At 62.6% G+C, this 26,581-nt stretch carries 23 protein-coding genes and 1 riboswitch; of the genes, 12 read left to right on the top strand and 11 right to left on the bottom strand.

All coding sequences use genetic code 11. From position 1 onward, the window contains the following. Positions 1–34 precede the first annotated feature (34 nt). The 7 genes from SM130_RS10995 to xylB all read left to right on the top strand — a co-directional run bounded on the left by SM130_RS10995 (position 35) and on the right by xylB (position 8,683). Entirely contained in the window at positions 35–940 is a 906-nt protein-coding gene (locus tag SM130_RS10995; protein ID WP_102825989.1) for an AraC family transcriptional regulator, read from the top strand. A 297-nt stretch (positions 941–1,237) separates the two neighbouring features. After that, a complete protein-coding gene (locus tag SM130_RS10990) occupies positions 1,238–2,545 on the top strand; it encodes an ABC transporter substrate-binding protein (protein ID WP_102825990.1) in 1,308 nt (435 codons plus the stop codon). Between the two features lie 96 nt (positions 2,546–2,641). Further along, positions 2,642–3,586: a carbohydrate ABC transporter permease gene (locus SM130_RS10985; RefSeq protein WP_102825991.1), complete on the top strand. Its 945-nt coding sequence runs from the start codon at positions 2,642–2,644 to the stop codon at positions 3,584–3,586. A 10-nt stretch (positions 3,587–3,596) separates the two neighbouring features. After that, positions 3,597–4,430, top strand: a complete 834-nt coding sequence (locus SM130_RS10980) for a carbohydrate ABC transporter permease (RefSeq protein WP_102825992.1) — start codon at positions 3,597–3,599, stop codon at positions 4,428–4,430. Positions 4,431–4,468: 38 nt separating this feature from the next. Next, positions 4,469–5,572 carry an ABC transporter ATP-binding protein gene (locus SM130_RS10975; RefSeq protein ID WP_102825993.1) on the top strand — a complete coding sequence of 368 codons (1,104 nt, stop codon included), beginning with the start codon at positions 4,469–4,471 and terminating at the stop codon, positions 5,570–5,572. 97 nt (positions 5,573–5,669) lie between these two features. Then, a complete protein-coding gene (locus SM130_RS10970; protein WP_102825994.1) occupies positions 5,670–7,148 on the top strand; it encodes a mannitol dehydrogenase family protein in 1,479 nt (492 codons plus the stop codon). A gap of 11 nt (positions 7,149–7,159) precedes the next feature. Beyond that, the gene (gene xylB, locus SM130_RS10965) at positions 7,160–8,683 is read left to right on the top strand and encodes a xylulokinase (protein WP_102825995.1); all 1,524 of its coding nucleotides are present in this window, start codon (positions 7,160–7,162) and stop codon (positions 8,681–8,683) included. A gap of 262 nt (positions 8,684–8,945) precedes the next feature. Here the strand turns inward: xylB and SM130_RS10960 are convergent, their stop codons facing one another. Further along, entirely contained in the window at positions 8,946–10,172 is a 1,227-nt protein-coding gene (locus SM130_RS10960) for an acyl-CoA dehydrogenase (protein ID WP_102825996.1), read from the bottom strand. A 145-nt stretch (positions 10,173–10,317) separates the two neighbouring features. On the opposite strand from SM130_RS10960, the gene SM130_RS10955 reads away from it, so the two are divergent. Beyond that, a complete protein-coding gene (locus SM130_RS10955) occupies positions 10,318–11,229 on the top strand; it encodes a LysR family transcriptional regulator (RefSeq protein ID WP_102825997.1) in 912 nt (303 codons plus the stop codon). A gap of 24 nt (positions 11,230–11,253) precedes the next feature. On the opposite strand, the gene SM130_RS10950 is transcribed toward SM130_RS10955, so the two are convergent. The 4 genes from SM130_RS10950 to SM130_RS10935 form a co-directional block, all read right to left on the bottom strand. Further along, entirely contained in the window at positions 11,254–12,273 is a 1,020-nt protein-coding gene (locus tag SM130_RS10950; RefSeq protein ID WP_102825998.1) for a LacI family DNA-binding transcriptional regulator, read from the bottom strand. 56 nt (positions 12,274–12,329) lie between these two features. Continuing rightward, the gene (locus tag SM130_RS10945; RefSeq protein WP_102825999.1) at positions 12,330–13,346 is read right to left on the bottom strand and encodes a TRAP transporter substrate-binding protein; all 1,017 of its coding nucleotides are present in this window, start codon (positions 13,344–13,346) and stop codon (positions 12,330–12,332) included. Positions 13,347–13,409: 63 nt separating this feature from the next. Next, the gene (locus SM130_RS10940; RefSeq protein WP_102826000.1) at positions 13,410–14,687 is read right to left on the bottom strand and encodes a TRAP transporter large permease; all 1,278 of its coding nucleotides are present in this window, start codon (positions 14,685–14,687) and stop codon (positions 13,410–13,412) included. 51 nt (positions 14,688–14,738) lie between these two features. Then, entirely contained in the window at positions 14,739–15,869 is a 1,131-nt protein-coding gene (locus tag SM130_RS10935; RefSeq protein WP_102826001.1) for a gluconokinase, GntK/IdnK-type, read from the bottom strand. Between the two features lie 177 nt (positions 15,870–16,046). Here SM130_RS10935 and SM130_RS10930 point away from each other — a divergent pair, with 177 nt between their 5' ends. Beyond that, positions 16,047–16,325, top strand: a complete 279-nt coding sequence (locus SM130_RS10930) for a peptidylprolyl isomerase (protein WP_102826002.1) — start codon at positions 16,047–16,049, stop codon at positions 16,323–16,325. Positions 16,326–16,336: 11 nt separating this feature from the next. Here the strand turns inward: SM130_RS10930 and zapE are convergent, their stop codons facing one another. The 6 genes from zapE to cbiE form a co-directional block, all read right to left on the bottom strand. Beyond that, entirely contained in the window at positions 16,337–17,446 is a 1,110-nt protein-coding gene (gene zapE / locus SM130_RS10925) for a cell division protein ZapE (protein WP_102826003.1), read from the bottom strand. A gap of 117 nt (positions 17,447–17,563) precedes the next feature. Then, positions 17,564–18,289, bottom strand: a complete 726-nt coding sequence (locus tag SM130_RS10920; protein WP_102826004.1) for a DUF4198 domain-containing protein — start codon at positions 18,287–18,289, stop codon at positions 17,564–17,566. A 61-nt stretch (positions 18,290–18,350) separates the two neighbouring features. Then, complete coding sequence (locus SM130_RS10915; RefSeq protein WP_102826005.1) at positions 18,351–20,411, bottom strand: TonB-dependent siderophore receptor; 2,061 nt, start codon at positions 20,409–20,411, stop codon at positions 18,351–18,353. Between the two features lie 336 nt (positions 20,412–20,747). After that, on the bottom strand, positions 20,748–21,464 hold the full coding sequence (locus tag SM130_RS10910; protein WP_102826006.1) for a (2Fe-2S) ferredoxin domain-containing protein: 717 nt from the start codon (positions 21,462–21,464) through the stop codon (positions 20,748–20,750). Between the two features lie 53 nt (positions 21,465–21,517). Then, entirely contained in the window at positions 21,518–22,264 is a 747-nt protein-coding gene (locus SM130_RS10905) for a cobalt-precorrin-6A reductase (RefSeq protein WP_102826007.1), read from the bottom strand. Then, on the bottom strand, positions 22,261–23,466 hold the full coding sequence (gene cbiE / locus SM130_RS10900; protein WP_102826008.1) for a precorrin-6y C5,15-methyltransferase (decarboxylating) subunit CbiE: 1,206 nt from the start codon (positions 23,464–23,466) through the stop codon (positions 22,261–22,263). Before cbiE ends, SM130_RS10905 begins: the two co-directional genes overlap by 4 nt. A 74-nt stretch (positions 23,467–23,540) precedes the next feature. Then, positions 23,541–23,741, top strand: a riboswitch (cobalamin riboswitch). A 107-nt stretch (positions 23,742–23,848) separates the two neighbouring features. Between cbiE and cobG the strand changes: the two genes are divergently transcribed. The 3 genes from cobG to SM130_RS10885 are packed head-to-tail and all read left to right on the top strand — an operon-like array spanning position 23,849 to position 26,539. Next, the gene (cobG, locus tag SM130_RS10895; protein ID WP_102826009.1) at positions 23,849–25,174 is read left to right on the top strand and encodes a precorrin-3B synthase; all 1,326 of its coding nucleotides are present in this window, start codon (positions 23,849–23,851) and stop codon (positions 25,172–25,174) included. Next, positions 25,167–25,793 (top strand): precorrin-8X methylmutase, encoded by a 627-nt coding sequence (locus SM130_RS10890; protein WP_102826010.1) that lies wholly within the window; start codon positions 25,167–25,169, stop codon positions 25,791–25,793. The genes cobG and SM130_RS10890 overlap by 8 nt, the downstream gene beginning before the upstream one ends. Then, entirely contained in the window at positions 25,793–26,539 is a 747-nt protein-coding gene (locus SM130_RS10885; protein WP_102826011.1) for a precorrin-2 C(20)-methyltransferase, read from the top strand. Before SM130_RS10890 ends, SM130_RS10885 begins: the two co-directional genes overlap by 1 nt. Positions 26,540–26,581: the final 42 nt, after the last annotated feature.

Genomic DNA, 26,581 nt, shown 5'->3' with positions numbered 1-26,581 from the left:
ACCCTTCGTGGCCTTTCACGACAACGGACCCTGCATGAGAGCGTTGAAGATTACCGACCCGTCCTACGAGCTGATGGACGATCACCACGGCAATTCGCTGATCTACCGCGAACATGGCTTCCCTTGCCCGTTGGTGCGCTGGCACAACCACAAGGAATACGAGCTGCACCTGATCGTGGCCAGCTCGGGCAAGGTGTTCGTTGGCGATTACGTGGGCAATTTCGGGCCGGACAGCCTGTTCCTCACCGGCCCGCACCTGCCGCACAACTGGATCAGCCAGGTCGAGGACGGCGAGGTCGTGGCCAAACGCGACATGCTGGTCAACTTCACGGACGAGATGCTCGAAGCGGGCCACGCTGTCTTCTCCGAGCTGCGCAGCTTCACGCCGATGCTCGAGCGCTCGCGCTACGGAATCGAGTTTCGCTGCCCGAACACCATCGCCCAGGCACGCCAACTGATGCAGCAGATCGCCGACAGCAGCGCCGCCACCCGCCTCGGCTATTTCCTGATCATGCTGGAGCTGCTTGCCAGGTGCGACGACTACCAGCTGCTCTCCGGCGCCACCTCGGCACAGCTGAGCGACGAGCAGCAGGCCGACCGGACCAATATGGCGGTCAACTACATCTTCGAACACTACATGCGCGAGCTGCCGCTGGAGGAAGTCGCCAGCCATCTCGGCATGAAATCCACCTATTTCTCGCGTTTCTTCAAGCGTGCGACCGGCCGCTGTTACGTCGAGTTCGTCAACAGCCTGCGCATCAGCAAATCCTGCGAACTGCTGCTCGACCAGGACAAACCGGTCACGGATGTCTGCTTCGAATCGGGTTTCAACAACCTGTCCAATTTCAATCGCCGCTTCCAGCAGCTCAAGGGCATGACCCCATCGTGCTATCGACGCCTCGTCGAACAACGCCTGACCGAGCAGAACCTGGCCAGCTGATACGCTTCCGGCCGGCCGGGTCCAGCGCCCTCCTCCTCGCCGAATCCTCAGCTTGCACCTTTAAGGCTGCGTAAAAGCCCCGTACTTGAGCCCCTGCGACAGGCTTTCAGCGCACTGGCGCCGGCGTCGCGCGCCGCCCTACAGAGTGCAAAATAGTATCGAACTGAGTGCAGTCACGGCTTTGTCGCACGGCTACTGCCGGCGTTGTAATGCTGCCAGACGCTCGTAGCGCAGTACGCGGGTAACAACAAAAACAATATGTGCTTCCAGGCTTCGATCTGGAAGAGGAGTCCACGAATGAAAGCATTCAACTTGCTGCTCGCCACCGCCTGCATCGCCACGACTGGTATTGCGCAGGCCGCCGAAACCCTCACCGTCGCCACCGTGAACAACGCGGACATGATCCGCATGCAACGTCTCTCCAAAACCTTCGAACAGCAGAATCCCGATATCAAGCTCAACTGGGTGGTGCTCGAAGAGAACGTGCTGCGCCAGCGCCTGACCACCGATATCGCCACCCAAGGCGGCCAGTTCGACGTGCTGACCATTGGCATGTACGAAGCCTCGCTCTGGGGCGACAAGGGCTGGCTGGCACCGATGACCGATTTGCCCGAAAACTACGATCTGGAGGACGTTTTCCCTTCTGTTCGCGAAGGCCTATCGGTAGACGGAACGTTGTTCGCCCTGCCGTTCTATGCCGAAAGTTCCATGACCTACTACCGCACCGACCTGTTCGAGCAGGCGGGTCTGGACATGCCCGAACATCCCACCTGGACCCAGATGGCCGAGTTCGCTGAAAAGCTGCACAAGCCTGGCGAAGACCAATACGGTATGTGCCTGCGCGGCAAGGCCGGCTGGGGCGAGAACATGGCGCTGGTCACCACGGTCGCCAACTCGTTCGGAGCACGCTGGTTCGATGAGAAATGGCAGCCTGAGTTCGACGGCCCCGAGTGGACCCAAGCGGCGAACTTTTATGTGAATCTGTTGAGCAAGTTCGGCCCACCGGGCGCTTCGAGTAACGGCTTCAACGAAAACCTTGCGCTGTTCAACAGCGGCAAGTGCGCAATGTGGGTCGACGCTACGGTAGCGGGTTCCTTCGTCACGGATGCTTCCCAAAGCAAGGTTGCCGACAAAGTAGGCTTCACCTTTGCGCCCCAGGAAGTGACGGACAAGGGTTCGGCCTGGTTGTATTCCTGGGCGCTGGCAATCCCTACCAGCTCGCAGCAAAAGGAAGCCGCCAAACTCTTCGCCGCATGGGCCACTTCGGAAGACTACGCGAAGCTCGTTGCCGAAACCGACGGCGTTGCCAACGTGCCGCCAGGTACTCGCGAATCCACTTATAACGAGGCATACATGGCAGCCGCGCCGTTCGCCAGGATCACGTTGGAATCGTTGAAGCAGGCCGATCCAGCCTCACCTTCTGCCAAATCCGTGCCTTACGTCGGCATCCAGCTGGTGACCATCCCCGAGTTCCAGGCCATCGGCACCCAGGTCGGCAAGATGTTCTCCGCAGCGCTTACCGGACAGATGCCGGTCGAGCAGATGCTCACAGCGGTTCAACAGTCCACGACGCGCGAGATGAAGCGCGCCGGCTATCCCAAGTAGGCATCCCAAGTAGGCAACGTCCCTTCCTAATCGAAGGTGATCACCGGACAGGGCTCGCCCGAGCCCTCACGGCCTTCTTTCCGCCGGAGCATTCCTATGGCCACCCCATCCACAGCCTTACCCAAGGCGTCTATCACCGATACGGCAAGCGAGCCGAACGAGCGTAAGCCACGCCGCTTCGGCCCCAGCTGGTTTCTCGTCAGCCCGTCCGTTGCACTGTTGCTGCTGTGGATGCTGGTTCCGCTGTCGATGACCGTCTATTTCTCGGTGATTCGCTACAACCTGCTCTATCCCGGCGAAAACGACTTCGTCGGGCTGGAGAACTTTCATTACTTCCTGACCGATGCCGGATTCATGCCCGGCATGACCAACACACTGATCTTGGTCGGCAGCGTGCTGATTATCAGCGTCGTGCTCGGCGTATTGATCTCGGCACTTCTCGAGGCGGCGGACTTTGCCGGCCGCGGGATCGTTCGCGTGATGTTGATCTCCCCGTTCTTCATCATGCCGACCGTCAGCGCGCTGGTCTGGAAGAACCTGATTTACCACCCGGTCTCGGGCATTCTCGCCGCCGTCTGGAAGTTTTTCGGCGCACAGCCGATCGACTGGCTGGCGCAACACCCGCTCGCCTCGATCGTGATCATCGTGTCCTGGCAATGGCTGCCCTTCGCCATCCTGATTCTGATGACGGCCATGCAGTCGCTCGACCAGGAGCAAAAAGAAGCCGCCCGCCTCGATGGCGCCGGCCCCATCGCGATCTTCTGGCACCTGACCCTGCCGCATCTGGCACGCCCCATTGCCGTGGTGGTGATGATCGAGACCATCTTCCTGCTCTCGGTGTTTGCCGAGATCTTCACCACAACCAGCGGCGGTCCAGGCTATGCCTCGACCAACCTTGCCTACCTGATCTACACCCAGGCACTGCTGCAGTTCGACGTCGGCATGGCATCGGCCGGCGGCTTGATCGCAGTGGTAATCGCCAATATCGCGGCGATCATCCTGGTGCGGATGCTCGGCAAGAATCTCACCGAAAAATACTGAGGACAGACCGATGCTGACGCTCAAACAAAGTCGCCGCCTCAATACCCTGGTGGTCGGGTTGTTCGCCTGGGCCGTGGCGCTGCTGCTGTTCTTCCCGATCTTCTGGATGCTGATGACCAGCCTGAAGACCGAGATCGACGCCTTTGCCACGCCGCCGCAGTTCATCTTCACACCCACGCTGGAAAACTACCTGCAGATCCAGGAACGCAGTGGCTACTTCAAGTACGCCTGGAACTCGGTGACCATCTCCTTCGGCGCGACTGCCCTGGGCATGCTGATCGCGATACCCGCGGCTTACTCGATGGCCTTCTACGAGACCAAACGCACCAAGGGTACGCTGCTGTGGATGCTGTCCACCAAGATGCTTCCACCCGTGGGCGTGCTGGTGCCTATCTACCTGCTGGCCAAGCAGTTCGGCATGCTCGACAGCCGCGCGGTGCTGATCATCATCTACACGCTGATCAATCTGCCGATCCTGGTGTGGATGATCTACACCTACTTCAAAGACATCCCGCGCGACATCCTTGAGGCGGCGCGTATGGACGGTGCCACGCTGATGCAGGAGATGGTTCGCGTGCTGTTGCCGATCAGCAAGGGCGGGCTCGCCTCGACCATGCTGCTGTCGCTGATCCTGTGCTGGAACGAGGCCTTCTGGTCGCTGAACCTGACCTCCTCCAACGCCGCCCCGCTGACCGCCTTGATCGCGTCGTACTCCAGCCCTGAAGGGCTGTTTTGGGCCAAGCTTTCGGCGGTCTCCACCCTCGCCTGCGCCCCCATCCTGATTTTCGGCTGGATCAGCCAGAAGCAACTGGTCCGCGGCCTGTCGTTCGGCGCTGTGAAGTAATGCCGCCGAGCTGAAAAGAACAACAGAGGATTCCGAACATGGCAGACCTGAAAGTCCATAACCTGAGAAAAAGCTTCGACGGCAATGACATCATCAAAGGCATCGATCTGGACATCCGCGATCGCGAGTTCGTGGTTTTTGTCGGCCCATCCGGCTGTGGCAAGTCGACCCTGCTACGGCTGATTGCCGGGCTCGAGGAAGTCAGTAGCGGCCGGATCGAACTCGACGGCCGCGACATCACCGATGTCAGCCCGGCCAAGCGCGACCTTGCCATGGTGTTTCAGACCTACGCACTGTATCCGCACATGACGGTGCGCAAGAACATGTCCTTTGCCCTCGACCTGGCCGGCGCCGACAAGCAGGAAGTCGCCCGCAAGATCGAAGCCGCCGCCCGTACGCTCGAACTCGAGCCACTACTCGAACGCAAGCCACGCCAGCTTTCCGGTGGCCAGCGCCAGCGTGTCGCCATCGGGCGCGCCATCGTGCGCAATCCCAAGGTGTTTCTCTTCGACGAGCCCCTGTCGAACCTCGACGCGGCGCTACGCGTTCAGATGCGTCTGGAGCTGTCGCGCCTGCATCAGGAACTGCAGGCAACGATGATTTACGTGACCCACGATCAGGTCGAAGCCATGACCCTGGCGGACAAGGTAGTGGTGCTCAACGGTGGGCAGGTCGAACAGGTCGGTTCGCCTATGGAGCTCTACCACAACCCCGCCAACCTGTTTGTTGCCGGCTTCCTTGGCACACCGAAGATGGGCTTCTTGCAGGGCCGCATCAGCAAGGTCGAAGCCACCGGTTGTGAAGTTGAACTGGACGCAGGCTGCCGGCTGTATCTGCCGCGCAGCGGCCCATCACTCGCGGTGGGGGACGTCGTCACCCTGGGTATCCGCCCCGAGCATCTCAACCGCAGCACCGATGGCAATTGTCAGCTTGAGGTCAAAGCCGACGTCAGCGAACGACTGGGCAGCGACACCTACTGCCATGTCATCACCCAGGCGAACGAGCCGTTGACCATGCGCATCCGGGGCGACTTCACGCCCCGCTACGGCGAATCGCTGAAGCTGACCCTCGACTCTGCCCACTGCCATCTGTTCGATGGCAACGGTCTGGCGGTCGGCCAATCGCTGCAACAGGTGGCCTGACGCTCCAATCGGAGCCCGTATGTTGGCGAAATCGCCGCCCACCGAGGCAGCGATAACGCCCTCGGCTTTTCCATTCTCACGCCCAGCGAGGCCTGACATGAAGTTGAAACGACAGAATCTGCCGCAGCTGCCAGCCCATATCGCGCGACCCGCCTACGCTCTGGATCAGATCAAAGCGGGCATAGCCCATATCGGCGTCGGTGGCTTCCACCGCGCCCACCAGGCGGCCTACACCGATGCGCTGATGAACATGGGCGAAGGGCTCGAATGGGGCATCTGCGGTATCGGCACGCGCGCCGATGAGCTGGCGATGCGTGACGCCCTATCCTCGCAGAATTATCTGTACACCCTGGTGGAGCTTGACGACCGGCCGGATACCGAGGTCCGGGTGATCGGCAGCATTCGCGAAATGCTACTGGTGAGCGAGGACGGCTCCGAGGCCGTGGTCGCTCGGCTGGCTGATCCGGCGATCCGCATCGTCTCCCTGACCGTCACCGAAGGCGGTTATTGCATGGACGACGGCACAGGGGAGTTCAACCCCACCCTGCCGCACATCCAGCACGATGTGAAAAATCCGCGCACGCCGATCAGCGTGTTCGGCCTGCTGTGCGCAGCCTTGGCCAAACGCCGCGGGAACGGCTTGCCCGCCTTCACAGTGATGTCCTGCGATAACCTGCCGCACAACGGGGATGTCACGCGCAAGGCGACGCTGGCCTTCGCGAACCTGGTCGACTCGGACCTGGCCAATTGGATCGCACAGAACGTCACTTTCCCCAATGCGATGGTCGATCGCATCACGCCGATGACCAGCGCAGCGCACCGCAAGGATCTCCGCCAGAAACATGGCATCGATGACGCTTGGCCGGTGGTCTGCGAACCCTTCGTGCAGTGGGTGCTGGAGGACAAGTTCGTTGCTGGCCGGCCGGCTTGGGAGCACGTCGGCGTTCAGTTCACCGATGACGTCTCGCCGTATGAGGAGATGAAGATCAAGCTGCTAAACGGCAGCCACCTCGCGCTGACCTATCTGGGCTTTCTGCGCGGCTACCGCTTCGTCCACGAAACCATGGCCGACCCCCTGTTCGTCGAGTACATCCGCCAGTACATGGACGAGGATGTCACGCCCCAATTGGCCCCTGTGCCAGGGATCGATCTGACGCAATACAAACAGACCCTGATCGAGCGTTTTTCCAATTGCGCCATTGCCGATCAGTTGGAGCGTGTCTGTTCCGACGGCTCGTCCAAGTTCCCCAAATTCAGCGTGCCGACCATCAACCGCCTGATTGTCGACAACGCCGAGCTGGATCGCGCGGCACTGGTCGTAGCGGCTTGGGCGCTGTACCTGCGTGGTGTCGACGAGAACGGTGACAACTACAGAATCCCGGACCCGCGTGCAGCGTTCTGCCAGTCGCTGGTCGAAGAGGATGAAGGGCTCGCCGAGCGCCTGCTTGGGCGGGAAGAGATCTTCGGCACGCAGATAGCCCGCTCGCCGGCCTTCCGTGAGGCGTTCGAGCGCAACCTGCTCCGCCTGACGACATTGGGCGTCAGCGGCACCCTCGACCTGTTGCTTACGCGTTGACGGAGCAGACCATGTATCTCGGTATCGATTGCGGCACCCAGGGCACCAAGGCATTGCTACTCGATTCGGCCACCGGAACGGTGCTGGGTCAGGGTTCAGCCAGCCATGAGCTGATCAGCGGCCCGAACGGCCGCCGCGAACAGCGCGTCGAGCAATGGACCGATGCCTTTGAAGCGGCAACCGCGGCGGCGCTAGCCGAGGCCGGTATAGCGGGTGATCGCGTGCTTGGGATCGGCGTATCGGGCCAGCAGCACGGTCTGGTCACGCTTGATAGCGACGGCAAGGTCATGCGCCCTGCCAAGCTCTGGTGCGATACCGAATCGGCAAACCAGAACCAACGGCTGCTGGAGTGGCTGGGCGGCGAGCGCGGCTCGCTGGAGCGGTTGGGGGTGGTCATCGCGCCGGGCTATACGGTATCCAAGCTGTTGTGGATGAAAGAACAACATCCGCAACTGTTCGAACGGATCGCTCATATCCTTCTGCCCCATGACTACCTGAATTACTGGCTGACCGGTCGCAGCTGTAGTGAGTATGGCGACGCATCAGGGACCGGTTATTTCAATGTACGCGCACGACATTGGGACCTGGAAATGCTGCGCCACATCGATTCCAGCGGCCGTCTCGAAGCGGCGCTGCCGGAGCTGATCGGCCCAGATGAGGCTGTCGGCAGGCTGCGCCCGGAACTGGCACATCGTCTGGGTTTGAACCCGGACGCCATCGTATCGAGCGGTGGCGGCGACAACATGATGGGCGCCATCGGTACGGGAAACATCCATCCCGGCACCATCACCATGAGCCTCGGCACGTCCGGCACCTTGTACGCTTTCGCCGAACAGCCGCGGATCAGCCCGCAGCCATCGGTCGCGACATTCTGCTCATCCAGCGGCGGCTGGCTGCCGCTGATCTGCACCATGAACCTGACCAACGCCAACGCGGCTATTCGCGACCTGCTGGAGCTTGATCTTCAGCAGTTCAACGAGCTGGTGATGCAGGCCCCTATCGGCGCAGAAGGCGTAACCCTGCTGCCGTTTCTCAACGGTGAGCGTGTGCCCGCCCTGCCCCAGGCCACCGCGAGCCTGCATGGCCTGACGACAGACAATCTGACTCGCGCCAATCTTTGCCGAGCAGTGCTCGAAGGCGTGACCTTCGGCCTGCGTTACGGGTTGGATCTGCTTCGTGAAAGCGGGGTTCGCAGCGAACGAATCCAGTTGATCGGCGGCGGCGCGAAAAACCCACAGTGGCGCCAGATAGTCGCTGACATGATGGCGACGCCAGTGGTCTGCACGACGCACAGCGAAGCCGCCGCGCTGGGTGGCGCTATCCAGGCCGCCTGGTGCTACGCAAAACAGACGGACCCAACCGCCAGCCTTGATGAACTATGCAAGCGCTGCGTCAGCCTCGACGAGGCTACGGCGGTAGAGCCCGACCCATCAGCAATCCAGGCCTATGAACAGGCCTATCGACGCTACCGGGATCTAGTTAGCGCCACCTATGGTCAGCAAACTCCGCCCGATATGACGACGGTCGCGCCGTGATAAGCCGGGCATTGTTCTCAAGCTAGATAGCCGTGCTGTTGAGCACCAGAGACGCAGAGTCAATTCTTGGAAGAGTCCGTCGTCTGCCTGCACACCTGTTCGCGGGCAAGCTCGCTCCTGCAAAAAAAACGGCACGCCGTAGGAGTGAACTTGCTCACGAATGAATGAATGTTCAGCAGACCTCGCAAGTCACTGCACACAAAAAAGGCAAAGCCACTGTGCGTGACCTTGCCTCGGGGTTTGCTTCAGGACTCGAGAAGTATCAACGACTGCGCAGCATTTCCCGCGGGAAGTACTTGCCCAGCTCATGCTTGGCGATCGAGGCGCGATGCACTTCGTCCGGACCGTCGGCGAGGCGCAGGGTGCGCTGCATGGCCCACCAATGCGCCAGCGGGAAGTCTTCGGAAACACCGGCACCGCCGTGGATCTGGATGGCGCGATCGATCACCTTCAAGGCCACGTTCGGTGCGACGACCTTGATCTGGGCAATTTCGCTTGCCGCGATCTTATTACCGACCGTGTCCATCATGTAGGCCGCGTTGAGTGTCAGCAGGCGCGCCATGTTGATCTCGATGCGGCACTCGGCGATGTGGTCGAAGTTGGCGCCCAGGCGTGCCAGCGGCTTGCCGAAGGCGGTGCGGCTGACGGCGCGTTCACACATCAGTTTCAGTGCGCGTTCAGCTACACCGATGGAGCGCATGCAGTGGTGAATGCGGCCTGGGCCGAGGCGGCCCTGGGCGATCTCGAAACCGCGTCCTTCGCCGAGCAGGACGTTCTCGTAAGGCACGCGCACGTTTTCCAGCAGCACCTCGGCGTGGCCGTGCGGTGCATCGTCGTAGCCGAAAACGGGCAATGGACGCAGCACCTTCACCCCGGGGGTATCCATCGGCACCAGGATCATCGAGTGCTGGGCATGGCGCGGCGCGTCCGGGTTGGTCAGACCCATGAAGATCATGATCTTGCAGCGCGGATCGCAAGCGCCGGATGTCCACCACTTGCGACCGTTGATGACCCACTCGTCGCCCTCGCGCACCGCCCGGGCTTCCATGTTGGTGGCGTCGGACGAGGCCACACCCGGCTCGGTCATGCCGAAGGCCGAACGAATTTCGCCGCGCAGCAGCGGTTCCAGCCACTCGCGCTTCTGCGCCTCGCTGCCGTAGCGCACCAGCACTTCCATGTTGCCGGTATCCGGCGCCGAGCAGTTGAACGCTTCCGGGCCGAGGCCCGAGCTGCCCATGATTTCCGCCAGCGGCGCGTATTCAGTGTTGGTCAGGCCGGCGCCCAGTTCCGATTCCGGCAGAAACAGATTCCACAGCCCCTCTGCCTTGGCCTTGGCCTTGAGCTCCTCGACGATGGCGGTCGGCTGCCAGCGATCACCCTCGGCGACCTGCTGGTGGAACACCTTTTCGGCGGGATAGACATGAGCATCCATGAACGCTTGCACGCGCTCTCTGAGCTCTTGAACCTTCGGGGAGTAGGCGAAATCCATGGGCGGCAACCTTCTGGCAGGTAATGTTTTGTAGTTTTGAATGCTAGAGGAGGCCTGGTGATTTATCTAAGCTATTTTCCTCGTGTATAAACATTCATCACCGATATATGATCGGCGAATCCGATACACGCCGGAGAGCACAACAATGAACCTGAACAAGGTCGATCTGAATCTATTCATCGTCTTCGACGCCATCTACACCGAAGCGAACCTGACACGCGCCGGGCAGATCGTCGGCATCACCCAGCCCGCCGTTTCCAACGCCCTCGCCCGTCTGCGCGAAACCTTCAACGACCCGCTGTTCGTGCGCACAGCGCAGGGCATGGTGCCGACGCCAATGGCGCAGAACATCATCGGCCCGGTGCGTAATGCGCTGCAGCTGTTGCGGGTTTCGGTGCAGGAAAGCCGCACCTTCAGCCCGGCGCAGGCGAACAAGACCTTCCGCATCAGCATGACCGACCTCACCGAGGCTGTGATGCTACCGCCGCTGTTCCAGCGCCTGCGCCGCCTGGCGCCGAACGTGAAGATCGAGAGCATGCTGGCCAAGCGCCGCGAAACCACCAAGGAACTGGCCGCTGGCCGCCTGGATTTCGCCATGGATGCGCCGCTCAACACCGATCCGCAAGTGCGGCACGTCAAGCTGCTGGAAGACCGCTACATCTGTGCCATGCGCCGCGGCCACCCGCTGGCCAAGGACAAGCTGACCCTTGAGCAGTACCTGTCGCTGTCGCACATCCACATTTCCAGCCGCCGCAGCGGCCTCGGCCTGGTGGACCTGGCGTTGGGCAAGATGGGCCTGCAGCGCAAGATCGCCCTGCGCTCGCAGCACTATCTGATGGCAACTCAGGTGATCGACCAGACCGACATGGCTGTGACCGTTCCCGAGCGTTTTGCTCGTCGCCACAACCTGCACCAGATCGACCTGCCGGTGGATATCCAGCCGCTGGAAACCCACATCTACTGGCATGAAAGCACCGATCAGGACCCGGCCAATCGCTGGATGCGCGAGCAGATGATCGAGATTGCCCAACAGGTAACCGCGCAACAGGACCTCTAATGCCCCGGCGGGTAAAACCCCGCCTCAGGCACTGTCGCGCATCACTACCTCAAAGCCCACGTCAACACAGCGCTCGGCAGGCTGCTGACCACGCATCAGGCTCAGCAGCATCTGCGCCGCCAGCTCGCCGATTTCACCGCGGCGGGTACGCACTGTGCTCAGCGCCGGGTGCATCCAGGCTGCGGCCGGCAGGTCATTGAAGCCAGCAATCGCCAGCCGACCCGGCACATCCAGCCCCAACTGATGGGCGCGAAACAGCGCGCCGAGTGCCAGGTCGTCGTTGTTGAAGAACACCGCGTCGATCTGCGGATGCTGCGCCAGCAACCGATCCAATAATTCTGCGCCAAGACCGATGGAGGACAACTGCGGCGTCAGCAGTTCCAGCGTCGACTCGTAGCGCCCGGCATGACGCATCGCCTGGCGATAACCTTCGGCGCGCTGCAAAGTGCGTGGGTCGAGCTGCGCCGCGGCGAAGGCAACGTGGCGATAGCCGCGTTCGAGCAGCGTACGAGTCATGGCCACGCCAGCATCCAGCTGCGAGAAGCCGACGCAATAGTCATCCGGCCGTTCGCTCAGCTCCATCAGGGTGACCATCGGTGCGGTGTAGTTGGCCAGCACCGCACGCGCGGCGTCGCTGCGCTCGAACCCCGTGATCAGCAACCCGGCCGGCTGATGCGCCAGATAGGCGCGCAGCAGTCGCTCGTCCTCGTCGGGTCGATAGTGGCTGACACCGATCATCATTTCGTAGCCCGCTGGCATCAGCACTCGCTGGATAGCCTCGACGGTGTCGACGAACACCGCGTTGGACAGCGAGGGGATGATGACCGCCACCAGATTGGAGCGCGAACTGGCCAGGCTGCGCGCCGCCGGATGCGGCACGTAACCGAGCGATTTGACCGCCTGTTCGACGCGCTCGCGCAGCGCATCGGAAACCAGATCCGGTTGCGATAACGCGCGCGATGCCGACATCAGCGAGCAGCCGGCGCTGCGCGCGACATCGGACAGGGTTACGCGCTCGGCGGAGCGACGGCGGCGTGTGGTCATGCGCTATCCATTGTTGAGGGCGGCGAATTCTAGCAGCGGCGTCGAGCGAAGCAGTCCTACTGCGCCGCCTTTTTCACCTCAGCCTGAACTTGATCGAACAGCTCCTGCCCGACCGCGTCGATCACCGTCTGGATCGCCGGCTGTGCCTGCTCGCGCATGCGCTGGATCTCGTCCGCACTGACTTCGTTGATCTGCATGCCACGCTCTTTCAGTGTCGCCAATGCCTGGCTGGCCTCACGGCGAGTGTCCTCGCGCTCGGCATCGCGCGCTTTCTCAGCTGCCTCCATGAGAATGCCCTGCTCTGTCGCCGACAATCCGTCCCACCAGCGCTTGGAAACCGTGACGATCCATGGGCTGTAAACATGGTTAGTCACGCTGAGGTACTTCTGCACCTCATAGAACTTGGACGAGAGGATGGTGTTGAACGGGTTTTCCTGGCCGTCGACCGCCTTGGTTTCCAGCGCCGTGAACAGCTCGGAGAACGGCAGCGGCACCGCGTTGGCGCCCATGCGCTTGAAGGTGTCGATAAACACCGGATTGGGCATCACGCGCAGCTTGATGCCATTGAAGTCCTCGTATTTCTCGATCGGACGGGCGCTATTGGTCACGTTGCGAAAGCCATTCTCCCAGTACACCAGCCCGACCAAGCCTTTCTCTTCGAGCTTGTCCATCACCTGCCGGCCCACCGGGCCGTCCAGTACCTGATCGGCCTGACTCGCGTCGGTGAACAGGAACGGCGTATCCCACACCGCCATCTCCTTGCTGATGCCGACCAGCGTCGCGGTCGAGCCCACCATCATTTCCTGGGCGCCGCCGATCAATGCGTTCTGCATCTGATCATCCGAACCGAGGCTAGCGGAGGCGAACGTACGCATCTTTAATTTTCCGCCCGAGGCCTTGGCCACTTCCTCGGCCAGCAGCTTGGCCGCCCTGCCCTGGTTGCTGTCCTCATTGAGCCCGTAGCCGAAGCGGATCATGCGCGGGCGTATGTCGTCCGCCGCCTGAACCTGGCCGACGCTGAGTGTGCTGCCGAGCAAGGCGGCGGCCAGTGTGCTGATGAGAAGTCGTTTCATGTCACGGTACCTTTCTTGTTGTTGGACGTTGGGTTGTTTAACGCTGGGGTTGCACGACCGGCGTTACCGCAGCCAGGCCAGGGGTACGGTGATGATCGAGGGCACAGCGATAAGCAGCCCGACGATCACCAGATAGATAAGGAAGAACGGCATCACGCCACGCACCAGGGTTTCCATGCGTAGCCGGCCGATGCCGCCGACGACGTTGAGTACGGTGCCCACCGGTGGGGTGATCAGCCCGATGGAGCCGATCAGCACGAACATCACGCCGAAGTACACCGGGTCGATGCCAGCCTTGATCGCGATAGGCGCCAGCACCGGGCCGAGGATCAGGATGGTCGGCGTCAGGTCGAGCACCATGCCGACCGCGATCATCAGCAGCATGATGGCGACCATCAGCAGTTTCGGATCCTGCGCCAGCGGGCCGAGCATCGCGGCGATCTCGTCGGGCAGTTGCGCCAGGGTGATCATGTACGCGGACACCGTCGCGGCGGCACAAAGGAACATCACCGAAGCGGTGGTGCGGCTGGCGCGGGTCAGCACCTCGACCAGCGCGGCCCAGTTGAGTTCGCGATAGAGCAATGTCGAGACGGCCAGGGCGTAGACCGCAGCGACCACCGCCGCTTCGGTCGGGGTGAACAGACCACCACGCAGCCCGCCGACGATGATCACCGGCAGCATCAGCGCCGCAGCACCGTCCACCAGCACGCGGCGGCGTTCTGCGGCGCTGGCCTTTTCCTGTTTCGGCTCATCGATCCGCCGGGCAATCAGCGTCCAGGCAACGATCAGGCCCATGCCCATGATCAGCCCTGGCACCATGCCGGCGAGAAACAGCTGGCTGATCGACGTGCCAGTCACCACGCCGTAGATCACGAACGGCATCGACGGCGGAATGATCGGCGCGATGATCCCGCCCGCCGCCACCAGGCCCGACGACGAGCTCAGCGGATAACCGCGCTCGCGCATCATCGGCAGCAGCAGCGTCGCCAGCGCAGCGGTATCGGCCAGGGCCGAACCGGACATGCTCGCCAGCAGCACCGAGGCGGCAATCGCCACGTAACCCAGGCCGCCACGCTTGTGGCCGAAATAAGCCTGCGCCATGGCGATGATGCGCCGCGAGATGCCGCCAGCGTTCATCAATTCGCCGGCCAGAATGAAGAACGGCACCGCCAGCAGCGGGAAGCTGTCGGCACCGGCCTGAAGGTTCTGCGCCAGCAGTTGCACGTCCCAGAAATCCAGGTACCACATCAGCACCGAGCCGGTTAGCAGCAGCGCGAAGGCGATCGGCATGCCGAGCGTCATGAAGCCCAGCAGCGATGAAAGGAAGACGACGACGGTCATACAAGGTCCTCGGTTGGGCGGTGCCCGTATTGTTCTGAATGCGGTGTCGCTTCAGTCCGCAGTGATATTTGCGGTAGGCGCAGCCGGTGGCTGATCGCGTCGCCAGACATTGACCAGCTGCAGCAGCGCCAGAACGGCCAGGGCAACCATGCTTGCCGCCACTGGCAACATCGCCAGGCCCAGCGGATAACCGACTACCGGGCTGTTGATGGTCCAGCCGAACTGCATCTGGTTCCAACCGCCCCAGGCCGCCAGGCAGCTCGCAGCTGCCACCAGCAGCCAGCTGATGGAGTCGACGACACGGCGGAACAGCCGCGGGAAACGATCGCGCAGCATGGAGAAACTCATCAGCTCGCCGCGGCGCATGCTGGAAGCGACACCGACGAAGACCAGCCAGACGAACGCAAGCCGCGACAGCTCCTCGGCGCCTGTCCAGCCGGTGCCGAAGGCGTAGCGCAGCACCACGCTGGAGAACACAACAATGACCATGAAGGCCATCAGCGCCGCCATCAGCCAATCGGTCAGGCGATCGAACTGTTGGGCGACCGCCCCGCTGTAGATCGGTGCGCTGGTCAGTGGCGGCGCCGTGGTAGCGCTATCTAACGGACGCGCGGAAAGATCGACGCGCGTTTCGATAAGCTCATCCAGTCCGGCGCCCTGCATCCACTCGACGATCTCGCGCAAAACGACTTCGCGGGGCTGGCTGGCGTCCACCGTCAATACGCCGGGCTCGCCCTCGGGCGATTCGAGGGTGGCGAACTGGCTGTCGACCAGGGAGATCGGCATGAAATGCCCTGCGCGGCCACCGACACGCTCCAGCGCGGTTTCGTAATCAATGGCCAGATGGGCGAAACGCAGCTCCGGGACCGCACTGCGCAGCAGTTCACGGTAGCTGCGCTTGAGCGCCGAGCAAGCCAGCACGAAGCCGCTGCCTGCCGCCAGGGTCCGCTGCATTTCAGCGATCAACGCATGCAGCCACTCCACGCGGTCGGCGTCGGACAGCGGCGTACCGGCACGCATGCGCGCCACGTTCTCTGCTGGGTGGAAGTTGTCCGCTTCGATGTGCGGCAGGCCGAGCGCGTCGGCTACGGCGTGGCTGGTCTCGGTCTTGCCGGAACCGCTGACGCCCATGACGACCAGAACCGGAAGCGCGGAAGCCTTTGAGGTATGCACTGAAGGCATGCGAGGAATCCATTGTTGTGCTTGTTTGGCCGAATGTTAGCGCTATCACACGCAGCTATAAAACTACCGCTCGTCGACCACGCAGTGACGAAGCGGCTGCATCGAAGCGGTATCCCCGGTCGACATTCGCCGCCGCGCGATTACAATCGCGGCCCTGTGCAATCGAGGACTCCGAACATGCCCAAAGCCATGTGCCGCCACATTCTGGTCAAGACCGAGGCCGAAGCCGCGCAGCTGAAAAAGCGCCTGGCCAATGGCGAGGCATTTGACGTACTGGCGCGCAAATACTCGACCTGCCCGTCCGGCAAAAAAGGCGGGGATCTAGGCGAAGTGCGCCCCGGGCAGATGGTGCGCAGCATCGATCAGGTGATCTTCAAGAAGCCGCTGCGTGAAGTGCACGGGCCGGTGAAGAGCCAATTCGGCTATCACCTGGTGCAGGTCTTCTACCGCGACTGAGGCTTGCGCGCTCAGCCAAAACGCTGCAACTGCATCTCGCGCAGGCGACTCAGCGTGCGGCGGAAAGGAAAGGCCAGATAGCCCTCGGTATAGAGTTCATCCAGCGCGACCTGCGCCTCGATATAGAGTGGAATCCGCCGGTCATAACACTCATCCACCAGCGCGATGAAGCGGCGCACGGCATCATCCCGAGCAGCGAGCTTGGGTATCTGGCGGTCGCCCGCCTCGACCCGCGCGGCCGCGTCTTCGGTACCGCGGGCGATGCGCCCATCACGCGGCGTGCCGCCCAGCCTCGGTATGTCAGCAATCAGGATCGCCGAAAAGCGGTCGCACAGCTCGATGAAGTCCAGCGCGGAAAACGGCTGCTCGCAGAGATCAGCGAAGCGGCACCAAAGCACCAATTCGCTACGCCGCACCACGTTCAGCTGGCGACGACTGAGTGCCAGCGGCTCGGCACTGACCGATCCAGCGACGAGCGCCTCGAACGTCGCCTCCAGCGCGCTGCTGTTGTCGGGCTGGGCGATCCAGTAACGCTGCTGCGCTGCGCCGGGACGCAGGCGGTGATCGGCGCCACCGTCCACATCCACCACATGCATGTGCTGCACGATGGCATCGATGGCCGGCAGAAAACGCTCACGATTGAAGCCGTCGGCGTAGAGCTGCTCCGGCGGCTGATTGGAGGTCGCGACGACCACCACACCATGCTCGAAGAGCACCTGGAACAGGCGCCCCAGGATGATGGCGTCGCCGATGTCACCGACAAACAGCTCGTCGAAGCACAGCACGCGAATTTCTTCCGAGAGCTCTTTGGCCAGCGCTTGCAACGGATCCGCCGTGCCGTTGAGCTGGAACAGCCGGATGTGCACCCAGCGCATGAAGTGATGAAAATGCTGCCGCCGCGACGGAACGGCCAGGCTTGCGTGAAACAGGTCCATCAGCCAGGTCTTGCCACGCCCGACCGGACCCCACAGATAAACGCCGAGCGGCGTTCCCGCGCCCGAAATCAATGCCTCATGGCAGGCCTGGAGCCGTGCCACGGCGAGCTGCTGAGCGGCATCCGGGACGAAACCGTCCTGTGCCACAGCCTGCTGATAGCGTTCAAGGGGCGAGTCGGCGTACATGATCGTCCGGCGCAAAAGCCGCCATGGTAGCGCACGCTGGCTCGCGAACGCTCCCACAGCGCCTCGACACTGAAGCCGCGCGCTGCCGGAACACAGCTGAGAGGGTTGGCCACCTATTTAGTGGTGGTGATCCGCCTTGCGAAAGCTTAAGGAAGTGAACATGCCCCGGACGCGGGCATCCGGGTCGTCATTCGCAACACTGGTGGATGCTGCAATTACGTTGAACTCGCGATTACGCACTGGCACGAGCGCTTTACCTTGTGCATCAGTCGTCGCCACCACCTTGTCAGGGTCATTGATGTAGTCGCCAATCAGCTCGATTCCTTCAGCTGGCTTTCCGTCAAGGAGGACCTGAACCGGCAGCGACTCACCCATGTCGAGGGACAGCGGGTCGGTCTGCGGCACGATGACCAGGCTGAGCTTATCCAACGGGGGAAGTTTTGCGCCTTCCTTCAGCACCGCCAGGCTGTATTTGTAGTAACGCCCGGAATCCAGTGCGCCAGCCACCTTGCTTGCACCGACGTTGAGCCATTTTTTGTCCGGAGCCTGCGTCCAATAACCATTGTCCAGCGCAACGGTGATTACCGCAGGTGGATTCAAGGGCTGTAGCCGAGCATGGTCTTCAAGCCGCTCGACTGTGACTGGGATCTGTTTGCCTCGCTGATCAGCTGCCCATGCGCCGGAAATCTTCTTAGCGTCATAGGCGTTGTCTTCCGCGCCGTGCCCATAGATCACCTCGATATTGCCGCGGCGCTCTTCGGTCCACATACCGTGGGCCCAGCTTTGCCCGGCGGCCAACATAAGCGTTAGTACCGCCGCGACTCTCACGTGTTGTTTGTTCATTTCAAATCCAAATATAAGCGAAGAAACTTGCCCGGCATGGCAGGCCTAGCCGGGCAAGGGATTACAGATCGAGCGACAGGCTGACGCTCAGGTTGCGCGGTTCACCCGGCATGACCCAGAGATTGCTGTAGGAGCGCTCGTAGTAGGTGCGGTCGAAGGCGTTGTTCAGGTTCACGCCGAGGGTCAGCTTTTCCGTCGCCTTGTAGCGCGCCAGCAGATCCACAGTCGTGTACGACGGCAGCTCGAAGTCGCTATCGGCCTGCCCTGCCCGATCACCCACGTAGTTCACGGCGCCGCCTAGCGAAAGACCACGCAGGTCGCTGTCCAGGAATTCGTAGGTAGTCAGCACGCTGCCGCTATGGCGTGGCACGTTGAGCAGGCGGGTGCCACTGGCCAGCCTGTTGTCACGGGTAATCTCCGCATCGACAAAGGCATAAGAGCCAATGACGCGAATCGCATCGGTCAGCTGTCCGGCCAGCTGTAGGTCCACTCCGCGGCTGCGCACTTCGCCGGCGGCAATCTGGAAGCCGTCATTGGCCGGGTCGCTGGTCAGCACGTTTTCCTTGGTCAGGTGGAACGCGGCGGCGGTGAGTCCTAGACGGCCATCGAACAGGTCGAGCTTGACCCCAGCCTCATATCCAACGCCCTCTTCCGGATCGAAAGTCCCGCCGCTGGAATCCGCACCGTTGTTCGGTTTGAACGACTGCGAGGCGTTGGCGAACAGCCCGACCTCCGGCACCAGCTGATAGAGCACGCCCACCCGAGGCGTGACCTTTTCATGGGTCTGCACGGTGCGCCTGCCGGCAACCTCATTGTCCAGGCGTTGCTCGTAGTGGTCATAACGAGCGCCGACAACGCCGAAAAGCTTGTCGGTAAAGCGCATCTGATCCTGCAGGTTCAGCGCCCGGCTATGCACTAGCTCGTTGCGGTCGACCGTACGCGCGGGATTGAACGCCGGACGCGGCGCACCGTAGACCGGGTTGTAGAGATCGATGGTGCGTAGATTGTCGGAGCGCAGCATGAATTCGCTCAAGGCGTAGCGCTCGTACTCGGTGCCGATCAACAGCTGATGCTCGATCGAGCCGGTATCGAAACGCCCGCGCAGCTCCAGTTGGGTGATCGCGTCCTGCCAGTCGTAGTCGCGATAGCGCAAGTTGCGGGTCAGCGTGCGGCCGTCTGCTGCGACCCCTGCCGCTTCGGTCGCATAGCCATCCATCCGGCCCTGCTTGTAGTGGCTGGCCAGGCGTAGCGTCCAGACCTCGTTCAGATCATGTTCGAGTTCGGCCTGCAGCGTTTCGTTGTCGTTGCTGATCGGCCCATCCGAGGGTTCTCCGTAAAATGCGGAGCGGGAAACCTTGCCCAGCTTTCCACCTGGAGCGACAACGCCGCGATCGAAGGTCTGGCGGTTGCGCACCACCTCGGCCTGCACCAGCAGCCGCGTATCAGGGCTCAGTTCCCAGCTGAAGGACGGCGCGACGAACTGGCGCTCAGCCTCGCGGTGGTCGCGAAAACTGTTGTTGTCTTCGATGGCGATGTTCATGCGATAGAGCATGTTGCCGTCTTCATCGAGTGGCGTATTCACGTCCAGCGCGGTGCGATAGCGATCCCAGCGGCCAGCGCTCAGATCGAGACGGGCAAAGCTGTCGAGCTGCGGCCGCTTGCTGACGATATTGATGGTGCCGCCTGGGTCGCCGCGTCCGTAAAGGCTGGCGGAAGGCCCCTTGAGTACTTCGACTCGCTCGATATTGGAAGCGTCCGGCGGGTTCATGAAGCCGCGGTTGACACTGAAACCGTCTTTATAGAACTCACCGGTGGTCAGCCCGCGGACGCTGTATTCGTACATCGTCAAGCCGCCGAAGTCGTTCTGCCGGGCGACGCCGCCGGCGAAGTCCAGCGCCTTCTCTACGCGCGGGCTGCCGAGATCCTGCAGCACGGATGCGGGAATCACGCTGATCGACTGGGGTATTTCCTCGATAGGTGTGTCGGTTTTGGTTGCACTGCGTGTGCGTTGCGCGCGGTATCCCTGAACGGGCCCGTCTGCACGTTCCTGGTCCGCCGTAACGGTAATGGAATCCAGCACCGCCGCCTCCTGCGCACCGGCCAGAGGCACACCAACCAACATCAGCGCCGCTCCAGCGCCTACCCACTTCGATACTGTACTTCCGCTATTCATGCTCAAACCCAAGACATCGATGTTATATCGTAACAATGCTGTCTGTTTGGCGCATGAGTGTCAATGGAACGATTCGTATCTGCTTCTTTGGTCCGCGGTTTGCGTAACGAACGCGGCGTCCCGGCCGTGACTCAGCGCTTGAGGTCGGGGTACCGGGTATGCAGCTGCGGAAACTCAGTACGCCTCTATCGCCCTTCCTGCGGCTATCCAGGCATCCGAATAAAGTGCGTTGGGCTACCTGATGGTCGCCCTATCCTCGGATGCTGGAGCTAACGCCATCAGGCTTCATTGATCCGGCATCAGCAGCTCAGGCACCTCGCGTCCGGCGACAAACAACTCGTCGACCAGGCGCGTCACCTCCGCCTCGTTGCGCACGCGATACCACTTGCCCGCCGGATAGACGCTCAGCGTCGGGCCTTGATCGCACGGAAACTGACATTGGGTGCGGGTGATGTGCACGCCACCCTCGCATTCAAGCCTGCCCGCAGCCTTGAGCTTTTCCCGCAGCCCTTTCCAGAGCGGCAAGGCACCGCGACGGGTGCAACGCGGGCCATTGCACAGCAGCACACGGTGCTCGTGTAAGGGAATCTTCGACCAGGCGTGCGCGGCGGGAAGCGGCGCGACATTGATACACGGCAGGTGCAATTCCGGCCGCTCGATCAAGGCGCAGGCCGCTTCGACAGGCAGCGCCTCAGCGGTGCCAATCGCGCTGGCTACGAAGATGCGATCAGCATCGTCGAGCTGCATGAGTTCGCTACGCAGCCAGTCGAGATGAGCACTGCTGGTTTGCGGCTCAAGGTCGATCACCAGAAGCGGCCGAGCGCTTTCACCGACCGTCTGCCAAAGCAAATCGTAGCCCGAGCCCGTATCAATCACGTCCCGCAGTGCCTGTTCGCCACGCAGCGCGACCAGGCGCGCCCTGAAAACCTCGGCGAACGAGCCTTCGGACAAATCGGGGCCGACGAACAGGATTCGGGCGTAGGGTGCAACAGCGGTAGTCATTGGCTCTCTCCTTAGCGGCGCGCAGTCTAGCAGCGACGGTCGAAAAGGAGCGATCAGCCCGTAGAAACACCGGTGAGCACGCCGAGGGCCATAAGCGCGGTAAGGAGATCATCTCGACGCAGGAACTCCCTTGTTACCGCCGGGAGCATCGGCCGGCGCAGGAACAGCACCGGCAGACCTCGCTCGCGAGCCACCTGCAGTTTCGGCTCGGTGGAATCGCCGCCGCTGTTCTTGCTGATCAGCACATCGCTGTTCAACCGTTCAAACAGCTGACGCTCGGCTTCAAGGCTGAAGGGGCCCCGATCACCGATGATCTCGGCGCGTTCAGTCGGCGCCTGTGCATCCAGGCAGCGCACGGTCCAGTGCTGGTGAGCAGGAATTTCATGCAGGTGCGCCAGCGGTTCGCGTCCGAGGGTGAAGAAGGGTCGCCGGAAATCGTTCATAGCTTCGGTCAACTCTGCCCAACCACTCACCTCGTGCCAGTCGTCGCCTTCGCCTGCCTGCCAGGCCGGCCGCCGCAATGCCCAGCACGGTATGCCGGCCTGCTCCGCCGCGCTTGCAGCATTGGTGCTGATCTGCGCCGCGTAGGGGTGCGTGGCGTCGACCAGCAGGTCGATACATTCCGCCGCGATGAAGGCTGCCAGACCCTGCGCACCCCCAAAGCCGCCGACGCGGACCTGGCACATGAGGTCAACGGGCACGCGGCCCAGACCGGCGAGACTGTAGATGTGCGATGGCCCGAGGCTGCGCGCCAGCCGCAAGGCATCGCCCGTGCCGCCGAGCAGGAGGATGCGCTTCATCGCGGTTTCTCGACCTGCAGCAGCGTGATCGGCAACGCACCACGCCAGGTGTCGAACCCGCCCAAAGGCTGAGCATGCGCCACCGAAATCCGGGTCAGCTCGCCGCCGATGCGTTCACGCCAGCTCATCAGAAGCGCCTCGCTCTGCAGGGTCACGGCGTTGGCCAACAGTCGTCCACCCGGCTTCAAGCTGGCCCAGCAATGCTCCATCACACCCGGAACCGTGACGCCACCACCGATGAAGATCGCATCCGGCTCGGGAAGGCCCGCCAACGCCTCGGGTGCGCGACCGGCCACCAATTTCAATGCGGGAACGCCCAGCGCATCGCGATTGTGTTCGATATGCGCCTGACGCCCGGCATCGGCCTCCACCGCGATGGCCCGGCAGCCGGGATGAGCACGCATCCACTCGATGCCGATGGAGCCGCAGCCGGCGCCGACGTCCCAGAGCAATTCGCCGGGCATGGGAGCGAGGCGAGCCAGGGTCAGAGCCCGCACGTCCCGTTTGGTCAGCTGGCCATCGTGTCGGTAGAGATGATCGGCAAGACCGGGTGTGAGCGGCAAGCAATTGGCATCCACGTCGGCCATACACTCGACTGCCAGCAGATTCAGATCGGCGATCGCATCGAATGCCCATTCGGCTGCGAGGGCGTCCAGACGGCGCTCCTTTGCGCCGCCCAGGTGCTCCAAGGCGGTCAGCCGACTAGCGCCGAAGCCCCGGCTCGTCAGCAATTGTGCGACCTGAGCAGGGCTCGTTCCGTCATTACAGAGGATCAACAGACGCGCGCCGGGAAATATCCGGGCGTTCAGCGCCGCGAGCGGCCTGGCAACCAGAGAAACGACCTCCACGTCCTGCAATGGCCAGCCAAGGCGTGCCGCCGCCAGAGACACGGACGACGGCGCTGAGAACGCGCGCATCTCTGTGGCATTCAAATGCCGTGCGAGAGTGGCGCCGATGCCATAGAACATCGGGTCACCACTCGCCAGTACGCACAAGGGCGTACCGCGCCGTGCGAGCACCGGCTCGAGGCTGAACGGGCTCGGCCAGCGTTCTAACCGGCACTGCAGCTCGGCCGGCAATAGCGCCAGCTGCCGTTCGCCGCCAATGATGCACGTCGCCTCACCAAGCGCCTGTCGAGCCACGTCGCCGAGTCCTGACCAGCCGTCTTCGCCGATCCCTACCACCGTCAACCAGGGTGTCATCCGCCTCCCCCACATCGCTAGGCCAGCCTTCGTCGGGCGACAGCCTTGACTGTCGCGTCATCGGGCAAAGCGGGCATAATAGCGCCTTCGTCGGTGCCCGCCGCGACTACGCCAAGGGCCTAAGAGGGAATACGGAGCGATCTCATGATCGTGACCGAGCTGCCCCCGCAACTGTAAACAGCGAATCCTCCGCACGCATGCCACTGGGAAACCGGGAAGGCCGCGGATGATGAAGACCTGTCAGCCAGGAGACCTGCCGACGACGCTGGTCGCGAGTGCCAACATCGGGCGGGGTGTACCGATGCCAACTGAGTTCGCCGAACTCAGCCGGTCTGGTCGCCGCGTCTTTAGTTTCAGGTGACACCGTGCGCGACCATGTCTCATGAGTGAACTGCCCATTCCACGCCCCAGCGCGTGCCCCGGCCTGCTGCGCATCGTGCAGGCACTGGACGGCGGCATCTGCCGAATAAAACTGCCCGGCGGCACCCTTGCTAACAATCAGGCGCGTGCAATTGCCGACGCAGCGCAGCGCTTTGCCAGCGGCGTGCTTGAGCTGACCAACCGCAGCAACCTGCAGATACGCGGCGTCCGCACCGAGGCGGAACGGGACCTTATCCGCGCGCTGCTGGAGGCGAACCTCGGGCCCTCGGTTGCCGACGCCGACGACGTGCGCAATCTCATGCTGAGCCCCGCTGCCGGCCTGGATCGTCAGCAGCACATGGACACCCGTCCGCTGGCAGCAGCACTACTGGCGCTGCTGGAGGACAACCGAGCCCTGCACGCCCTGTCTGCCAAGTTCGCCCTCCAGCTCGACGGTGGCGAAAGTCTGTGCATGCTCGAACACGCCCATGACCTCTGGTTGCGCGCCCTCCCCGGCACTCCGCAGCGGCTGGCATTCGGACTGGCAGGCTGTCCGACCGACAGGCCGCTGGGTCTGGTCGCTGCAACTGATGCCGTGCAGCTGGTTGAAGCGATCCTGCTGATTTTTCTGGAAAGTGCCGGACCGGAGCAGAGGCGCATGCGCCAGCTGCTCGAATCCATCCCGGCCGAGGTTTTTTTGCTGCGGATACAGGCGCGCCTGCCATTCGTTGTATTGCCGGTACCGGCCGACTGGCCACGACAAAACCCGGCGGCAGACGCGCCAGTTGGCATCATCATGCAGCGCCAGCCAGGGTTGGCCATGGTTGCTGCCAGCGCGCCACTCGGGCGGATAGACGCTCAACAGCTCCTCGCCGTCGCCGAACTGGCGCGGCTGCACGGCGATGGCAGCCTGCGACTGACGCCCTGGCAGGGCCTGCTGATTCCGAATGTACAGGTCGACGACGCAGATACCCTGCTCGGCGCGCTCGACCTGGCGGGACTGCTCACCGACAACGCCGCCCCGCTGGCCAATCTGATTGCCTGCACCGGTTCTGCCGGCTGCGCACGCGGGCTGGCCGACACCAAAAACGATGCGCTGAAACTGGCGAGATGCCTGCAACAGCACGCTCCGCACCCGCGGGTACACCTCAGCGGCTGCCCGCGCTCCTGCGCGGCTGCGCATGTCGCGCCGTTCACGCTGCTCGCCGTAGGCGACGGCCGCTACCAACTCTACGGACGCCAAGTGGGCATGGCCGGTTTCGGTCAACCACTAACGCCACCAATGGATATCGAATACGCAGGCGCGTGGCTCGCCCAGCACCACGCAACGGGACGCACCAATGCTTGATTACATCCGCGACGGCCAGGAAATCTACCGGCGCTCCTTCGCCACCATTCGGGCAGAAGCCGACCTCAGTGCGATTCCGCCTGACATGGAAAAACTCGCCGTGCGGGTGATCCACGCCTGTGGAATGGTCGATATCGTCAGCGATCTCGCCTTCTCTCCCGGTGCCGGAGCGGCCGGTCGTGCAGCGCTGCAGGCCGGCGCGCCGATCCTCTGCGACGCACGTATGGTGGCCGAAGGCATCACCCGGCCGCGCTTGCCGATGGCCAACCCGGTCATCTGCACCCTCCACAACGACGGCGTGCCGGATCTGGCGCAGACGCTCGGCAATACCCGCTCTGCGGCGGCGCTGGAGCACTGGCGTGAGCATCTGCAAGGCAGCGTGGTGGTGATCGGCAATGCCCCGACCGCGCTGTTCTACCTGCTGGAAATGCTCGACGCCGGGGCACCAAAGCCAGCGCTGATCATCGGCATGCCGGTCGGTTTCATCGGCGCGGCGGAATCCAAGGACGCGCTGGCGGCGGACAGCCGCGGCGTGCCCTACGTGGTGGTGCGCGGTCGGCGCGGCGGCAGTGCGATGGCGGTGGCCGCGGTCAACGCCCTTGCCACGGAGGTGGAGTGATGGAAGGCAAAGGGCGGCTGATCGGCCTTGGCGTAGGGCCGGGCGATCCGGAACTGATCACACTGAAGGCCCTGCGTCTGCTGCAGAGCGCGGCGGTGGTCGGGTATTTCGTGGCCAAGGCGAAAGCCAGCAAGGGCCAGGGCGGCAACGCCTTCGGCATCATCGAGCAGCACCTGACTGACGCGCAGCAGCGCATGCCGCTGGTTTACCCGGTCACCACCGAAAAACTCGCGCCGCCGTTCTCCTACGAGGATGTGATCAGCGATTTCTACGATACCTGCGCGGTGCAGATTGCCGCTGAACTCGACGCCGGACGCGACGTGGCGGTGATCTGCGAAGGCGATCCGTTCTTCTACGGCTCCTACATGTATCTGCACGATCGTTTGGCGGCTCATTATCCGGTCGAGGTAGTGCCCGGCGTCTGCTCGATGCTGGGCTGCACCTCGGTGCTCGGCACGCCCCTGGTCTACCGCAATCAGAGCCTCTCCGTTTTGTCCGGCGTGCTGCCGGAGCCGGAACTCAAGCAACGCCTTCGCGACGCCGAAGCGGCGGTGATCATGAAACTCGGGCGCAACTTCGAAAAGGTTCGCCGCGTGCTGCAGGAGCTTGGGCTTGAGCAGCGTGCGCACTACGTCGAACGGGCCACCATGGCCAACCAGAAGATCGTCCCGCTGGATCAGGTGGAGCCGATGTCGTCCCCGTACTTCTCGATGATCCTCGTTCCTGGCGAGAAATGGCGCGGCTAGAAGCCATCCTCATCCACCCGTCTACCCTGATTTATCGGATGC

The organism is Stutzerimonas stutzeri (assembly GCF_038561965.1).
GTDB lineage: Bacteria > Pseudomonadota > Gammaproteobacteria > Pseudomonadales > Pseudomonadaceae > Stutzerimonas > Stutzerimonas stutzeri_AA.
Note: the sequence above shows the minus strand (reverse complement) of the source record. Positions and strands in the feature narration are given on the sequence as shown.

What these genes read in the sequence shown, in the direction of transcription:
- SM130_RS10940 (WP_102826000.1), bottom strand. Translation starts at nt 14,687, where the DNA reads ATGACCGTCGTCGTCTTCCTTTCATCGCTGCTGGGCTTCATGACGCTC.
- SM130_RS10885 (WP_102826011.1), top strand. Translation starts at nt 25,793, where the DNA reads ATGGAAGGCAAAGGGCGGCTGATCGGCCTTGGCGTAGGGCCGGGCGAT.
- SM130_RS10960 (WP_102825996.1), bottom strand. Translation starts at nt 10,172, where the DNA reads ATGGATTTCGCCTACTCCCCGAAGGTTCAAGAGCTCAGAGAGCGCGTG.
- cbiE (WP_102826008.1), bottom strand. Translation starts at nt 23,466, where the DNA reads ATGACACCCTGGTTGACGGTGGTAGGGATCGGCGAAGACGGCTGGTCA.
- SM130_RS10980 (WP_102825992.1), top strand. Translation starts at nt 3,597, where the DNA reads ATGCTGACGCTCAAACAAAGTCGCCGCCTCAATACCCTGGTGGTCGGG.
- SM130_RS10945 (WP_102825999.1), bottom strand. Translation starts at nt 13,346, where the DNA reads ATGAAACGACTTCTCATCAGCACACTGGCCGCCGCCTTGCTCGGCAGC.
- SM130_RS10985 (WP_102825991.1), top strand. Translation starts at nt 2,642, where the DNA reads ATGGCCACCCCATCCACAGCCTTACCCAAGGCGTCTATCACCGATACG.
- SM130_RS10990 (WP_102825990.1), top strand. Translation starts at nt 1,238, where the DNA reads ATGAAAGCATTCAACTTGCTGCTCGCCACCGCCTGCATCGCCACGACT.
- SM130_RS10905 (WP_102826007.1), bottom strand. Translation starts at nt 22,264, where the DNA reads ATGAAGCGCATCCTCCTGCTCGGCGGCACGGGCGATGCCTTGCGGCTG.
- SM130_RS10975 (WP_102825993.1), top strand. Translation starts at nt 4,469, where the DNA reads ATGGCAGACCTGAAAGTCCATAACCTGAGAAAAAGCTTCGACGGCAAT.
- SM130_RS10970 (WP_102825994.1), top strand. Translation starts at nt 5,670, where the DNA reads ATGAAGTTGAAACGACAGAATCTGCCGCAGCTGCCAGCCCATATCGCG.
- SM130_RS10930 (WP_102826002.1), top strand. Translation starts at nt 16,047, where the DNA reads ATGCCCAAAGCCATGTGCCGCCACATTCTGGTCAAGACCGAGGCCGAA.
- cobG (WP_102826009.1), top strand. Translation starts at nt 23,849, where the DNA reads ATGAGTGAACTGCCCATTCCACGCCCCAGCGCGTGCCCCGGCCTGCTG.
- xylB (WP_102825995.1), top strand. Translation starts at nt 7,160, where the DNA reads ATGTATCTCGGTATCGATTGCGGCACCCAGGGCACCAAGGCATTGCTA.
- zapE (WP_102826003.1), bottom strand. Translation starts at nt 17,446, where the DNA reads ATGTACGCCGACTCGCCCCTTGAACGCTATCAGCAGGCTGTGGCACAG.
- SM130_RS10955 (WP_102825997.1), top strand. Translation starts at nt 10,318, where the DNA reads ATGAACCTGAACAAGGTCGATCTGAATCTATTCATCGTCTTCGACGCC.
- SM130_RS10915 (WP_102826005.1), bottom strand. Translation starts at nt 20,411, where the DNA reads ATGTTGGTTGGTGTGCCTCTGGCCGGTGCGCAGGAGGCGGCGGTGCTG.
- SM130_RS10910 (WP_102826006.1), bottom strand. Translation starts at nt 21,464, where the DNA reads ATGACTACCGCTGTTGCACCCTACGCCCGAATCCTGTTCGTCGGCCCC.
- SM130_RS10950 (WP_102825998.1), bottom strand. Translation starts at nt 12,273, where the DNA reads ATGACCACACGCCGCCGTCGCTCCGCCGAGCGCGTAACCCTGTCCGAT.
- SM130_RS10935 (WP_102826001.1), bottom strand. Translation starts at nt 15,869, where the DNA reads ATGCCTTCAGTGCATACCTCAAAGGCTTCCGCGCTTCCGGTTCTGGTC.
- SM130_RS10890 (WP_102826010.1), top strand. Translation starts at nt 25,167, where the DNA reads ATGCTTGATTACATCCGCGACGGCCAGGAAATCTACCGGCGCTCCTTC.
- SM130_RS10920 (WP_102826004.1), bottom strand. Translation starts at nt 18,289, where the DNA reads ATGAACAAACAACACGTGAGAGTCGCGGCGGTACTAACGCTTATGTTG.
- SM130_RS10995 (WP_102825989.1), top strand. Translation starts at nt 35, where the DNA reads ATGAGAGCGTTGAAGATTACCGACCCGTCCTACGAGCTGATGGACGAT.